The organism is Flavicella marina (assembly GCF_009193215.1).
GTDB classification, from domain to species: domain Bacteria; phylum Bacteroidota; class Bacteroidia; order Flavobacteriales; family Flavobacteriaceae; genus Flavicella; species Flavicella marina.
The window spans coordinates 402,655-417,015 of record NZ_VYVA01000002.1 but is presented as its reverse complement, the minus strand read 5'-3'; the positions used below and the strand labels follow the sequence as shown (position 1 = coordinate 417,015).

General features: G+C 33.8%; 12 protein-coding genes. 8 read left to right on the top strand and 4 right to left on the bottom strand.

Going from position 1 to position 14,361, the window contains the following annotated elements; all coding sequences use genetic code 11:
• Positions 1 to 39: 39 nt before the first annotated feature.
• From F6P99_RS06705 to F6P99_RS06675, 8 genes are all read left to right on the top strand, one after another.
• Entirely contained in the window at positions 40 to 906 is an 867-nt protein-coding gene (locus F6P99_RS06705) for an AraC family transcriptional regulator (protein WP_152286689.1), read from the top strand.
• Positions 907 to 988: 82 nt separating this feature from the next.
• Positions 989 to 1,690, top strand: coding sequence for a DUF2490 domain-containing protein (locus F6P99_RS06700; RefSeq protein WP_152286688.1), 702 nt, complete (start codon positions 989 to 991; stop codon positions 1,688 to 1,690).
• Between the two features lie 29 nt (positions 1,691 to 1,719).
• Positions 1,720 to 3,078: a metal-dependent hydrolase family protein gene (locus F6P99_RS06695; protein WP_152286687.1), complete on the top strand. Its 1,359-nt coding sequence runs from the start codon at positions 1,720 to 1,722 to the stop codon at positions 3,076 to 3,078.
• Between the two features lie 31 nt (positions 3,079 to 3,109).
• A complete protein-coding gene (locus F6P99_RS06690; RefSeq protein ID WP_152286686.1) occupies positions 3,110 to 4,498 on the top strand; it encodes a metal-dependent hydrolase family protein in 1,389 nt (462 codons plus the stop codon).
• A gap of 77 nt (positions 4,499 to 4,575) precedes the next feature.
• Positions 4,576 to 4,914 (top strand): GYD domain-containing protein, encoded by a 339-nt coding sequence (locus tag F6P99_RS06685; protein WP_193316016.1) that lies wholly within the window; start codon positions 4,576 to 4,578, stop codon positions 4,912 to 4,914.
• Entirely contained in the window at positions 4,892 to 6,184 is a 1,293-nt protein-coding gene (locus tag F6P99_RS06680) for a carbohydrate porin (protein ID WP_152286684.1), read from the top strand. The genes F6P99_RS06685 and F6P99_RS06680 overlap by 23 nt, the downstream gene beginning before the upstream one ends.
• A gap of 21 nt (positions 6,185 to 6,205) precedes the next feature.
• Positions 6,206 to 6,337, top strand: a complete 132-nt coding sequence (locus F6P99_RS13500) for a hypothetical protein (RefSeq protein ID WP_262884979.1) — start codon at positions 6,206 to 6,208, stop codon at positions 6,335 to 6,337.
• Positions 6,338 to 6,908: 571 nt separating this feature from the next.
• Entirely contained in the window at positions 6,909 to 8,282 is a 1,374-nt protein-coding gene (locus tag F6P99_RS06675; RefSeq protein ID WP_152286683.1) for a family 43 glycosylhydrolase, read from the top strand.
• Between the two features lie 385 nt (positions 8,283 to 8,667).
• On the opposite strand, the gene F6P99_RS06670 is transcribed toward F6P99_RS06675, so the two are convergent.
• From F6P99_RS06670 to F6P99_RS06655, 4 genes are all read right to left on the bottom strand, one after another.
• Positions 8,668 to 10,002 (bottom strand): MATE family efflux transporter, encoded by a 1,335-nt coding sequence (locus F6P99_RS06670; protein ID WP_152286682.1) that lies wholly within the window; start codon positions 10,000 to 10,002, stop codon positions 8,668 to 8,670.
• A gap of 81 nt (positions 10,003 to 10,083) precedes the next feature.
• A complete protein-coding gene (locus tag F6P99_RS06665; protein WP_152286681.1) occupies positions 10,084 to 11,028 on the bottom strand; it encodes a peptidoglycan DD-metalloendopeptidase family protein in 945 nt (314 codons plus the stop codon).
• Positions 11,029 to 11,104: 76 nt separating this feature from the next.
• Entirely contained in the window at positions 11,105 to 11,419 is a 315-nt protein-coding gene (locus tag F6P99_RS06660; protein ID WP_152286680.1) for a DUF6787 family protein, read from the bottom strand.
• A 126-nt stretch (positions 11,420 to 11,545) separates the two neighbouring features.
• A complete protein-coding gene (locus F6P99_RS06655) occupies positions 11,546 to 14,293 on the bottom strand; it encodes a T9SS type A sorting domain-containing protein (protein WP_152286679.1) in 2,748 nt (915 codons plus the stop codon).
• Positions 14,294 to 14,361: the final 68 nt, after the last annotated feature.

The following is a 14,361-nucleotide window of genomic DNA, read 5'->3' as shown; positions in this document are numbered from 1 at the left end:
AAGTTTCCATAACTTTAGTTCAGAAATATATATAATTCTATGAATGTTGTAAAAACTCCGAAAGGACCATCTACCGGTGCAAAACCTATAAACGGATTTCAAATTATTTCGATAAGAGAATTTAATGACAATGTCAATATTTCAGATACAATAAAGTATGCACCTCATCAGCTTTATTTTGATTTGATTATTGTATACACCAAAGGCAAAGGCAAGCACAATGTAGATTTTGTTGATTATGATTATGAGCCAGGTACCATATTTATTATCAAGAAAAATCAGTGCCATCATTGGTATCCAAATGCTGAAAAAAATGGATTCTTATTGTTTTTTACAGAAGGTTTTGAAAAAAGCTTGTTGTATGATTTTACTAGTGTTATCTTTTCTAATAAAAATTTAGTACTCCCAAATCCAGTAATTTATCTTTTAGGAACCCAGAAACATCAAAATTATATTAAACATTTGCAATTGATTTCAGAGGAAATGAAAGAGCCTGAAAACAAAGTGTTGCCGTTTTTGTTGTCTGGTTTTATAAAGAAACTAGAGGCAGAATATATTGATAAACATCCCTCTTTAAATCACAATCAAGAATTAGTGCTTTTTCAAGAATTTCAAGAGGTTTTGAATCAAGGGATAAAAAACTCAAGAAATGGAAATTATTTTGCTTCAAAATTGAATACTACATTCCATAATCTTAATCGTATTTGTAAAATATTTACAGCTAGTACTTTGAAACATTATATTGATAATTTTATCATAACTAAGGCCAAGACAAAGATAAACAACACCGAAAAAAACATCTCTGACATTGCTTATGAGCTTGGTTTTCAAGAGGTGGGTAATTTTAGTAAGTTTTTTAAAAAGCACACGGGACAAACTCCAAACTCTTATAGAAGTAAGCAGTAAACAAATAAAATTTACCTTAAATAGTACAGCTTTTACCTTTTTTACATTTTGATTCTTTCTATTTTTAATTTTAAAAAACTGAATGAAAAATTGGTACTGTTTATTTCTGCTGCTATTTCTTTTAATGCCTCTTGATATATCAGCTCAAGATTCTGCTGAAGAAAGTGGGAATTGGGACAATGTAATGTATGTGGGTAACAAAGTTACTTGGGGAAAGAAAAAATGGATGAATTCGGTCGAATGGCAAGTTCGATTGAATAATGATTTTAAAAGCCTTCTGCAATGGCAGTTGGAATATGTAGGTTCGTATTTGATGTCAGAACATGTAGAAATTGTACCTGACTTTAGATATACCGTTAAACAAAATCGCTACGAATTTCGCCCTGGACTTGGTGTGGTTTTGAAACATAGAACGAGTAGAGGACAATTTACGCATCAAATAAAAGGACAAATAGATTTTAAGAGTTCTGGACCAACGACACAGGTTGTTCGATACTTTCCGTCGTACAATCATTTGATCAACAAACATTGGATTGGTTCATTGCTTTTAGGTAGCTACTATAAGTTTACTCCAGAGAAAAATGGTCTTGAGGTATTGATGGCTGGGGTAAATGCAGCCTATATTGTAAATAAGCAACACACCGTAAACTTGGGGTATTTGTATGCAACACAACTTAATTTTGTAACCAATCAACGCTCAAATTTTGGGATTATAGTAGCACGTCTGATCATCAATATCAAAAAAGACTACGACTATTTACCAGCAAAATACTTTAACTTTTAATTATAGAATTGTAATCAAAAACCACAACTATGAAATGTTTTTATTCCTTTTTAGTAGCTTCTCTTCTAATGACTACTGCAAGTGCTCAAACACTTTTTACGAACGTAAAAATTTTCGACGGACAAAACAATCAATTAACAGAAGGCAATGATGTATTGGTTGTTAAAAATTTAATTTCAAAAATAGGAACAGACCTTAGCACACCAGAAGGCACCAAAGTAATCGATGGAAAAGGGATGACATTAATGCCTGGACTTATTGATAGCCATACGCATTTAAACACCTACAAAACATGTTCTCTACACGAATTGGAAGGAACTACATGGGAAGAAATTGGTGCTCGTGCTGCCGCTTTTGCACAAGAAATGTTAGCCATGGGATTTACTACTATTCGAGATATGGGAGGTGCACATGTTGGTTTAAAGAATGTGATTGATGAAGGCTTATTGCCAGGGCCAAGAATCTATTCAGCAGGTGCATGGATATCTCAAACTTCAGGTCATGGAGATTTAGGGATGTTGACCCAGCGTAAGGGGGAAAGTAATTTAGAGCGTTTAGAAATGACGAGAATTGTCAACGGTAGAGCAGAAGTTCTAGAAGGGGTTAGACGTAATTATGCTCTGGGTGCACATTACACCAAAATTATGGTGAGCGGTGGAGTTACTTCTTTAAAGGATCCAATTCATGCGTCTCAATTTACCGATGATGAGATAAGTGCAGCTGTAGAAACAGCAGAAGACTGGGGTTCGTATGTTGCTGTTCATGTGTTTCAGAACCCTGACTTAAAAAGATCGTTAGAATTAGGCGTAAAAGTAATAGACCATGGACTTAATATTTCTGAAAAAAACATGAAATTAATGGTGAAAAAAGGAGCCTTTTTCTCTCCAAATCTTACCGGAATGGCTCCTGAAGCATTGTTGCATCCAGCACATCAAGATCCAGAGTTTCCTTCTACCAAAAAATTTATGACGCTTAGAGAACAAAGTAAAAATCTAACTGCTTATATCAAAAAGTACAAACCTAAAATGGTCTTTAATTCAGATTATGTTTTACTTACAGGTGTCCCTTATCGTCAATGTATGGATTTTACGAAATTCCATATGGCGCGTGAGTTCGGAAATTTTTGGGCATTGCAAACCATGACTGTAAATGGCGGAGAATTAGCGAAACTAACAGGTCCAGAAAACCCATATCCTGATGGGGATTTAGGAGTGATTATAGAAGGTGCTTATGCAGATATTTTATTGGTTAACGGAAATCCTTTAGAAGATATTATGGTAATTGGAGCAAATGACAAATGGTTTGACGCTGAACCAAGAGAACAAGATGTAGCATCAATCAAATTCATTATGAAAGATGGTAAAGTTTACAAGAATACATTAGACTAACCAAACCATTAAATTATCAAAATCAAAAATTATGAAAAAATTACTATTACTAATGATTTCTGTATTTCTAATAATAGAAAGTGTTTTTGCGCAAAAGTCACCTAAAAAACTTGTGTTATTTACCAATGTAATGGTGTTCGATGGAATTTCTAATGAATTGTTAAAAAGAGATGTTCTGATAGAAAACAATATGATATCACAAGTATCGGAAGAACCTTTGGCAATTATTGCTTCTGAAAATGCCACGATTATAGATGGTAAAGGAATGACGTTAATGCCTGGTTTAATTGATAGTCATGTACATATGAATATGTATAAAACTTGTACACTACACGAATTAGAAGGAACTACGTGGGAAGAAATTGGTGCGAGAGCAGCTGCATTTGCTCAGGAAATGTTGGCGATGGGATTTACGACGATAAGAGACATGGGAGGAGCACACGTTGGACTAAAAAATGTGATTGATGAAGGTACGCTTCCTGGGCCAAGAATTTATGCTGCTGGAGGGTTGATTGGACAGACTGCTGGTCATGGTGATTTTGGAATGCTAACCCAACGCAAAGGAGAAAGTAATATGGAGCGTTTAGAAATGACTAGAGTTGTAGATGGTAGAGCTGAAGTAATGGAGGCAGTTAGAAGAAATTATGCTTTAGGAGCACATTATACCAAAGTAATGGTAAGTGGTGGGGTAACATCCTTAAAAGATCCTATTTATGCATCTCAATTTAGTGATGACGAGATAAGTGCTGCGGTAGAAACAGCAGAAGACTGGGGTTCGTATGTCGCTGTTCATGTACATCAAGATAAAGATTTAGGTAGAGCTCTAGATTTAGGAGCAAAAGTTATCGATCATGGTTTGACGATTTCAGAGAAAAACATGAAAAAATTGGTTAAGAAAAACGCAATTTTATCACCAAACTTAACAGCTTTAGCGCCTGAAGCAATGGAGCACCCGGCACATCAAGACCCTAATTTCCCACCAACCAAAAAGTTTATGCATTTACGAGAAGAAAGTGCAGAGTTCTCTAAGTTGGTAAAAAAGTACAAACCTAAAATTGTATTGAATTCAGATTACGTACTTCTCACAGGTGTACCTTATAGACAATGTATGGATTTTACGAAATTCCATATGGCAAGAGAGTTCGGTAATTTTTGGGCTTTGCAGGCTATGACTATCAATGGCGGAGAATTGGCAAAATTAACAGGTCCGGAAAACCCATATCCTGATGGGGATTTGGGAGTGATTAAAGAAGGAGCTTATGCAGATATTTTACTTGTAAACGGAAATCCACTAGAAGATATTAAAGTGATTGGAGCAAATGACAAATGGTTCGATGCTGCACCAAGAGAGCAAGATGTAGCATCTATCAAATTAATTATGAAAAATGGTATAGTGTACAAAAACACTTTAAGTAAATAATTATGAAAAAAATAGTTTTATTATTTTTCATAATGTTTGTTTGCCTATCAACGAAAGCACAGGAAAAGCGAACGTTTATGTTTGTTGGAGAACCTAATGCTGCTGCATGGAAACTAATGATGGACAACCCAATAGATCATAAAGAGGCAGTCTCTGCTGCCTTTGAAAAATTAGGAGGGAAGGTACTCAGCTATTATTTTGGTTTGGGTGACGGTAAAAATTATATTGTTTGTGAATTACCTAATGATAATGAATTGATTCAAGCAGTCTATTTAATGCGACTACCTACAGGACTTTTAAAGGACTATAAAATTGTTGAATTGATGTCCAGCAAAGACATGAGTAAAGCACTAGTAAAAAGCAAAGAATTGATTGAGTTAGAAAACAAAACCAATGGTGTTACATCAAATAAATAATTATTGGAATAATCTTGTTTGGAGCATTAGTTTGGTATTGTTACTGTTGTGCATACCAACCATTTCTTGGTCTCAATCTGATAGTAGTGAAACTCAAAAAAACAATGGGAAATCAGGTTATGCCAATCAACTAGAGCAAGGTATTGGGTCATTGACAGCTTTTTTAGCTATTACCGATGATGAGGAAGAAACATTTTTACGAATTTCCGTTCTAGATAGTATTACACAACCATGGTTTCAATGGAAAAAAAGTGTAAATGATAAAATAGGTTTACAAGTGAGTACAAGTTATACCACTACCAATCAGTTTGGAGAGAATTCTCCTTATAAGAGAAGTGAGTTTACTGGAAGTGGTATTTTTAAAATTTATTCAAGATGGACCTTGGTCAACAGGAATTCATTAAACAACGGTACTTTCGTGGTTAATGTGGATCATAGACACAAGTACACACAAATAGCGCCTTCAAACTTGGGTTTTGAATTAGGATATAATGGAATTCCTGCACTTTTGTTTTCTGATGCTCGATTTTTATTGCTAGAAATGACTTGGCAACAGAAATTTAACAAGGGGAGAACAGGAGTTATTATCGGAAGGTATGATCCCAATGATTACTTAGATGTATTAGGGTATGTAAATCCATTTACTACCTTTCAAAATTTATCCATTTTGGTAAATCCTTCAATTGCATTAGCAGATACAAGTACAGGTATTGGTATCGGTCATTACATCAAGAATCAATTTTTAATTCAAGCTACGGTAAATGATGCCAACAGCACCGCTAATGATTTCGAATTTTTTAAAAATTTTAATGAGTTGTATACATCCATAGAATTCTCATGGACACCTTCAAGACAAGAACGTTTTTATAAGAATTTTCATGTGATGGCGTGGCATTCTGATGAAAGGGTTGCGGCAGGTGTTGAAGAGGGTCGGGGTATTGTGATTGGTACAAACTGGACATTCCACGAAACTTTTATGCCGTTTTTTAAAGCGGGTTGGTCAGAAGGAAGTGCGCCTATTTATTCTGAGTCCTATACCGGTGGATTTATCATTAAACCCAACGTAAACAAAGATTTAATCGGTTTCGGTTTAAATTGGGGTAAAACGCAAAACGATATAGGTCAATTATCTACTGAAATTTTCTATAGATTTCAGTTTTCTCAAAACTTTGCAATTACACCGAGTTTTCAATACTTTTCTAATCCAGCTTTAGACCCTGCAATTGAAAGTGCTTATGTTTTTGGTTTACGTGGTAGAGTAGCATTATAGAGATTACCAACAGAAGAAAATTTGAACAAAGACGATAAAACAAAATGGTGGGTTGAATTAAATGATTTAAGAAATATTGTATCCCATGTTTCGAGTGATCAAATATCTGAAGCTGATTTTGACTATGTTAAAAAAACACACGATTTCTTTTAACATAATTGTTATCGATATAGACACTTAAAGGCACTATATCTACCATTTATGAGTAAATAGCCTGAAATACGGCTATACAGAAATTACTACGTATTTGTACTATAATGTTCTGCGTTATGTAACTTGAGCTTTGGCTAAAAGCGAAAGTTGTTACTTCAGTTTCTTGAAAAATTTGTTCTCAAAAGTTTCTTCTACAATGTTAATGGAACACTTTTTATACGACGACATAGGAGGGAAGCATAATGTGTGTGGAATGGTGAAATTAAAGTTTGAATTTTATATATTTGAGTTAAATTAAAGCAGATATAAATTACTATTTATTATCCTTTAAACTATATTTTTTGACTATGGATAATTGAATAATTACGCTGAGTTAATGCTGTTAATAAATTAAGGTTAACTTAAAAATATATTATAAAAATGAGAAATTATTACACTTTTGCAATATTGCCACTATTACTTGTTCAAACTTTTTCTGTCAACGCTCAAGAGTTAAATAAAAAGGCAAAGAAAAAAATAGTTTAACAAGGTAACTTAGTGTCATACTTGATATAAATAATCAAAAGTAAATATGAGAAATTTAATGATTCTTATTGCAACAACTATGTTGGTGTTATCATGTAAAAATTCAAACAAGAAAAAAGAGGAAGATTCATCTCATTATTCAAGTGAAAATGCGGTTTATATTCCGAATGTTTTTCCTGAGGAAGGACTTACAGATCCACATGTTTTAATTGATAACAATCGACTGTATTTATTCTGTGGACATGATGAAAGCTGGAATACGGAAGAAGACTGGAGAATGAACCGATGGGAAATACGTTCATCTGATAATTTAATTGATTGGCGTAAAGAAGGGGAGATTTTACCAACGCAAACTTATATAGGCGATAAGCCAAATTGTTGGGCGGGGGATATTACCAAAAGGGATAATAAGTATTATTGGTATTTCTCAAATAGAAATCACAGTACAGGAGTAATGGTAGCTGATTCTCCGGTAGGTCCTTGGTCTGACCCACTTGGCAAACCACTATTACCAGCTGGAATAGTAGGTAAGACACATCCGTACGATCCTGCCATTTTTGAAGAAAATGGAAAGTATACAATTTTCTTTGGTGCAGGTAAATATTATGCAGCTACACTTGCGGAAAATATGATTTCACTAGATTCCGATCCAAAGCTTATTAAAGTGCTTGGAAAGAATGGCAAAGAAATGGGCACTCAGGATAAATCAACAGTATTTAAACGAAACAATATATATTATTTAGTTTGGGGACCTAAGTATGCAATGTCTAAGAATTTGTATGGGCCTTATGAGTTTCAGGGGGCATTCTTAAAAGGAGGGCATAATGATGTGTTTCAATGGAAGGGGCAATGGTATGCTTTTATAGAAAATAAAGATATAAGTTTATTTTATAGAGGTGTTTCTTTGAAGTCTATTCATTTTAATGAAGATGGAACAATAAGGATACCTAAAGATGATAAGGGGTATCCTTCTAAAGGTAGACAATGGGATTTTAAACATTCTACAATGGGGTGGCGTTCTAAACAAGGGACTACTTTGAAATGGGACAAATCTGGATGTATAAAAGGGGATATTAAAGGAGAAGCTATTATTGAAGGCGCTGTATGGACAAGTGCAAACTTGAGTCAAGCAGATAGTATCATTGTGAAATTTAAAAACTTAAGTAGTGCTACCAAAGGTAGAATCAGTATAGCCTCTCATACTTTAGGTAATCGCTTCTGGAAACACCCAGAAATAGATTGGGATAAGGAATTAAAAATAGAATTTGATATTAAACCAAATAATTCGGAGCTGCAAGTGTTGAGATTTAAAATTTCTGATTTTGGAAAAGTGGAAGAATCCCTAAAACGACTTCGAATTGATCCAGCTTTAGGAGTAACTTCAGGAAAATGGGAAGTACATTATATTAGTGTAGAATAACTAAAAGCTTTTGAAATTGATAAAAAAAAGTAAGTTTTCACCTATTAGTACATTTTATCTATAATACAGAACAAGGACAAAAACATTTCTTTATTTCTTTACGTATAGTGCAACATAAAAATTAATATATTTTGAAAAACAATTTAAGTATTTAAGTAAAAATGTTTTTTAAACACTGCGAAGCAAACCGCTTATTAGTTTAATGACCCAAGTTCTGATGTTTCTTATGAAAATGAATGCTTCTTGGATATTTTACATAATACTACATTATAGCTTACGAATATGCTTAATCACCTCTCTTTACCAATTATGTATATTTGTACTATAATTTACATTATGTTAAATAGAATTATTCAGAATCCACTCCATTCACAATTACACGAATTTATCGCTGTTTTAATTTATTCGTTTCTCTATGTAAAAACAAATAAGTTACTGTGGTAGCTCCAATGTCTGCAATCGGAAATGCATACCAGGCTCCATACAGTCCAAAATATTTAGGCAATATCAATATCAACGGAATTAAAAAGAATCCCTGTTTGGATAAAGTCAATAACAAAGCTGGAATTGCTTTTCCTATGGATTGAAAATATGCACTTCCAATCATATTGATTGCAATCAATGGTGTCGCTAAAAAAATCAAACGCAATGCTGGTATGGTTTGTTCTATCAATTCCATATCATTTGTAAATGCTTCGACGATATATTCGGTGAATCCCATGATCAATGTGAAAATCACAAAAGCAATTATCGTTGCACTTTTCATAGATAATTTGATCAAATCTTGCACACGCGTATATAATTTCGCACCATAATTATAGCCTAAAATTGGTACAGTTCCTTGTGTAATCCCTAAGACTGGAAAATTTGCGAACATGAGCATTCTGCTAGCGATACCATAAGCAGACAACGCCATTTCTCCACCATAGATAAATAATGTATTGTTCAATACAACAGACAGCAAACTAATAGCACCTTGCCTAGCCAATGTAACTGAACCTATGGCACCAATTTCTTTTATGATTGGAAAATTCGGACGAATGCATCTAAGGTTGATTTTTATTTGAGATTTTCCCCAAATAAAAAACCATAATGTAAACGAAGCACAAATAATATAAGAAATACTAGTTGCCCATGCTGCACCTTCAATACCCATATCAAAAACAATGATAAAAATCGGATCTAATACAATGTTTGTAATTGCTGGTAATAACAAGGTATACATAGCAATTTTAGGATATCCTTCTGCTCTAATTACATTATTACTCATCATCGCCCATGCCAAAAATGGCACTCCAATAAGGGTGATTCCAAAATAAGCTTTCGCAGGTTCCAAAATTTCACCTTTACCACCAAAAGCATTTAATATACTATCTTGATAAACGTAGCCTAACAACACAAACAGTAATGCTAACATAAGCGTTAGCATAATTTGGTTTCCGAATACTGCAAAAGCCTTTTTATCATTTTTCTCGCCAAAAGCTCTGGAGATTATTGAAGCGCCACCAACGCCAATTGCCATTCCAATACTCGAAATTAAAAACGTAATCGGCATAACCACAGTGATGGCTCCAATACCATAGGCACCCACCCACCGACCTACAAAAATAGTATCAACGATACCATATACAGACATTACCAAAATACCTATAGAAGCAGGAATTGACTGTGCTTTGAGTAGTTTTGATAAGGGCTCTGTTCCAAAAGAATCTTTATTCATAGATAGCTCATTTGTAGCACAAGATACTAGTATAAATAAAGAAATCTACTATAAAACTATTGAATTGATTTATAGAGGTATTTAGTTTATTGAGAGTTTTTGACCTACTCTAAGAATTGTTTTCGGCGTAATATTATTCATTTTGCAGAGATTACTTACCGAAACTTGATATTTGTGTGAAATTGAAGATAAGGTATCACCTCTTTTTACTTTATGAGATACCGTTAATGGAGCTGTTTCTTGAAGTTCTTTCAATGCCTCTTCATAAGTTGTGCATAGATGCATTGCTGCGGTTTGTTTTGAACTTTGTGTGTAGGCTTGTGACCATTTTTTATTCACCCATAAATTGGGTGCTTTGATTTTGTTCTCGCTTCCAAAATCAAAAAAATATTCTGGGTTCAAACAAGCACCTTGATAACGAACTTCGAGATGCAAATGACTACCAGTAACATGTCCTGATACTCCACCTTTTCCGATCACTTGTCCTTTTTTTACTAAATCATTTACCTCAACCAATTGTTTAGATAAATGAGCGTAAACAGTCTCTAATCCATTACGATGTCTAATTACAACTACATTACCATGTCCATAGTGCCATTTTACATAACGAACTTTTCCATCGAGCATGGCAACCACTTTGTCTCCTGTAAATAAATCAATATCAATTCCTTTGTGTGCAACTCCCCTACGCCAACCGAAGTGTGAGGTTACAACTTTTTTTCTAAGAATCGGAGAAGCATAAACGGTGTCTTTAAATGTTATTTCAATAGGATAATGTACCTGTATATCTTGGTAAGGGTTGAATTGTGTCGTAATCCAATTGTCTTGCAACCAGTTTTTCTTTATATAACTTTTTTTAGGTAAAAAACGAACTTCATCAGACTGGATTTCTTCTATTTGATGTTCTAATATATATTGATTTATACTCGCAAGTTGTGTGATTTTATAAAAATCAGCCTCGTTGTTCTGAGCATTGCAATTCAAGCAACCTATTAAAACAGGAATGGTAAATAAAATGGTACGCATCGTTTGGGGTAGTTAATGAAATAATACTAAAAGCAAACGGATACTTTTGGAAGCTATTGTGTAAGGTTGGTCTATTTTATTCTGTTTCTTCTTTAAAAAAACGTTTCAATCCTATTCTGCTTAAGATCTTTTTTTCCATAGCCCAGAAAAATTTGAATTGACCAAAGCACCATCCTACTAAAGGCAATGTCGTTTGGTAAACAGCAAACACCAACAAAATACGAACGGGCCAAAACAACCAAGTAGCAGTAGTTTCATAATCTAAACCTATAGCAACAGTAAGCGGTCTAGCAATATATGCAGCGAAAGAGCCGTTGATAGAAAAAACAACAAAGATCAATACAATATCTAAGTTTGATTTAATTCCCCAGCGTTGTTTTAATTTTTCCATTCGGTTCATTTTGGCTGCAAAAATAAACTTTTATATGAATTCAGCATAGTATTTTGAAAAAACTCCGCTCGATCACTGAATGAAGAATAATTTTTATGAAAGATTGCAAAGAGCCTTGAACTAAAATCAATTTAAAATTAGCTTTTGGCTGTCATACAAAGCACCATTAACGAGTATATTTATAAAATAATAGCCCTTTGGAACGGCTGAATAATCCATATAAATAGGATTCTGCTCAATAGCTTTAAACATTTTACTTCTAATCGTTTTTCCGGAAGCATCAACCAACGAAAATTCAATATTTTCACCAAAATAAGCTGACGTATCAATTTGCACAGTACCTTTCGATGGGTTCGGATATACAAATATCTGATTGTCATAGCCTGTATTGATGGTACCTTCACAAGTTTTACATGAGGTAAGTTCTAGGATGTCATTAGGTTTGATACCTACTTCAAATTGTTTTAAAGAAGTTGTATAGGCCAAACTTTTATTGATATACACTCTATAAGGAGCAGTACCCTTTTCTATTTGATATGAAACACTATTTTTTTCTTTTTTTATTGCTGCTTTTAATAACTCAGATTTTTCTAACTGTACTTTATAACAGTTTTTCTCGTCTTGTCCATTTACCGAAACACATAGATCGTACGTATCTGCACTTAAATTATCTATGATAATTTCTTTATTAAAATCGTATTGGGTATTGTTCAATATTACACTACATGCAACATCAATCTTAGAACGAATACTTATTTTCGCATTTGCTTCTCCAGGACATGTTTCACCGAAGGTTTGAATTGTAAAATTCGTATTCCCATTGATTAGCGGACAGCCATATTCATTTACCAAAACTCCTTTTTTAGTGTTGGGGCAATTGTCGTACCCATCAAATACACCATCTCCATCACTATCTGTTGTAGAGATTTCTTGTTCATCAAGTCCAGCACGAATAACAACGGCTCCTACTCCACCTTCTTTGCCATCTGGAAACAGAACTTCAACTGTGTTGTTTTCTTTCAACATATCTCCTGGAACCTTGATAATTTTTGTGGTAGCATAATCGTCATCTCCTCCCATTCTATCAGCACTATCTTCAATTAAGACTTCAAGCGTTTTGTTGTTTAATTTGATAACAACCTCTTTCGAAAGATTGATATCTCGATCTATTCCGATTCTCAATATTCCGTATTTGGCTTTCTTGTACTCAGGTATGTTCACGGTAAATGATTTACTACCAGTGAATTTCGCCGCAGTTTCATTGCTGTAATATATATGTTGATTTATTTCTTTTTGTTTGTGGATTGTATTGATATAATTCACAAACACAACGGTTGAACCTTGTGGACTGATAGTAACTTCATCTAAAGTAGAAAAAGTAGTTTCGGTAAATTCAGGTCTAAAGTCTACTTTTCTTTTCAATTCTTTTACCTTATAACTAGTAATTGAGTTTTTGTCGATTGGATCAATATTTAAATGAATAGTTCCTTCAACATCACTTTGGTTGTGGAGTAAAATTATCAATTGATTGTCGTTTACAAAAGCCTGTTGTTGAATATCAGAATCTTTAGAAAATGATTCAATTCTTCGCCCCTTTACATCTTCAAATAATTTAAAGAAATGAATCAGTTTTGATTCTGCATAATTAGGACTGTTTTTATCGAAGTTTTCTTTTACCAACAAGCTAGAATAGTAATAAGGATCCCAATTAGAAGACTCGATTAAAATAAATGGCACTGCTTTTTTTACGATATGCGGATGCTCCATAAAAGTCATCGTATTTGAAATTGCACTATTTACCATGATAAAATTAGAAATGCTTCTTTTCTCCATTTCATGTTCGAATCCTTCTCCAGGAAAATAGGTGTCCGCTAAATAATCTAAAGCCAAGTTTCTATTGTCAGTATCAGAGAGATATCCACCATGTTCTGATGCCACATAACTAAATTCTTTTCCATATTTATTGTAAGTATATGAAGCCAAAGCATCAAAAACACTCTCGAGTGGCAACCCAGAAGTAACACTTCCTACAAAATCTTTTTTCGCTACATCCCACTTCATGTAATCATAGGTGTGAAATGAATAAAAATCAAGTTCAAAGTTTGTTTTATCGATAAACTTTACAATCTGATTGATGTTGTTAAAGTCGTTTTTGTAAAAATATGAGACAGAATAGCAAGGACCACCTATTTGAGTAGGAACATTCATAGCGTCAACTTTTTTCTTTGTTTCTGTATGAAAAGCATGAAAACGATCATCATCCCAAAATCTCCAGTGGGGTTCGTTTACCAACTCGAAATACGCTGGCCTTTGAAAGTCGGTGTATTTGTACTTTAAAAAATTAGCAACCAACTCAGAGGCTGCATCGTTGTTTGTAGGGAAATTTTGTCCATGTACATCTTCTTTGGTATACGACTCCATAAACTCTGGGTAAGCAGAATGGCGATCATGCAATGCTAAATCTTGATTTGCTCCAAGAAGTGTTTTTAATGTATTCAAACCACCATCATTCGGATTACTTTGAGATTTAAGATATTCGATATCGGCATATCCAGGTCTATTGCTATCTTCTCTTAATGCATTTCCCCATCTTGTTTCGCTATATATCATACCCAATGCGCGACCCATTCCCATTTCTAAATCTTTATAATAGTGGTCGATTCGATCAGACTTTACACGCCTAGTTATTTCTTGCGAAGATGTTGCTAGGTTGATATATTTCTTTCTCTCAAAATTTAAATGCCCTTTAATCGAGGTATCAATTGTTGGTGATACATGCAATTCAATTTTTTGTTGTGCTTTTAGGTTTGTTGATAAAACGATAAACGCAATAGCGGATAGTATCCATTTGATTCTTCTAGAAGTTTTTAACATATGTAGCTTGTTGTTAGGTAGATGTGTTTGTTTTGGATAAAGATATTTTATCGGATTTACATATGTAA

Excerpts from the sequence above, each read along its gene's own strand:
- F6P99_RS06675 (WP_152286683.1), top strand. The coding sequence starts at position 6,909 with ATGAGAAATTTAATGATTCTTATTGCAACAACTATGTTGGTGTTATCA.
- F6P99_RS06660 (WP_152286680.1), bottom strand. The coding sequence starts at position 11,419 with ATGGAAAAATTAAAACAACGCTGGGGAATTAAATCAAACTTAGATATT.
- F6P99_RS06685 (WP_193316016.1), top strand. The coding sequence starts at position 4,576 with ATGTTTGTTGGAGAACCTAATGCTGCTGCATGGAAACTAATGATGGAC.
- F6P99_RS06665 (WP_152286681.1), bottom strand. The coding sequence starts at position 11,028 with ATGCGTACCATTTTATTTACCATTCCTGTTTTAATAGGTTGCTTGAAT.
- F6P99_RS06655 (WP_152286679.1), bottom strand. The coding sequence starts at position 14,293 with ATGTTAAAAACTTCTAGAAGAATCAAATGGATACTATCCGCTATTGCG.
- F6P99_RS06690 (WP_152286686.1), top strand. The coding sequence starts at position 3,110 with ATGAAAAAATTACTATTACTAATGATTTCTGTATTTCTAATAATAGAA.
- F6P99_RS06705 (WP_152286689.1), top strand. The coding sequence starts at position 40 with ATGAATGTTGTAAAAACTCCGAAAGGACCATCTACCGGTGCAAAACCT.
- F6P99_RS06700 (WP_152286688.1), top strand. The coding sequence starts at position 989 with ATGAAAAATTGGTACTGTTTATTTCTGCTGCTATTTCTTTTAATGCCT.
- F6P99_RS06680 (WP_152286684.1), top strand. The coding sequence starts at position 4,892 with ATGGTGTTACATCAAATAAATAATTATTGGAATAATCTTGTTTGGAGC.
- F6P99_RS06695 (WP_152286687.1), top strand. The coding sequence starts at position 1,720 with ATGAAATGTTTTTATTCCTTTTTAGTAGCTTCTCTTCTAATGACTACT.
- F6P99_RS06670 (WP_152286682.1), bottom strand. The coding sequence starts at position 10,002 with ATGAATAAAGATTCTTTTGGAACAGAGCCCTTATCAAAACTACTCAAA.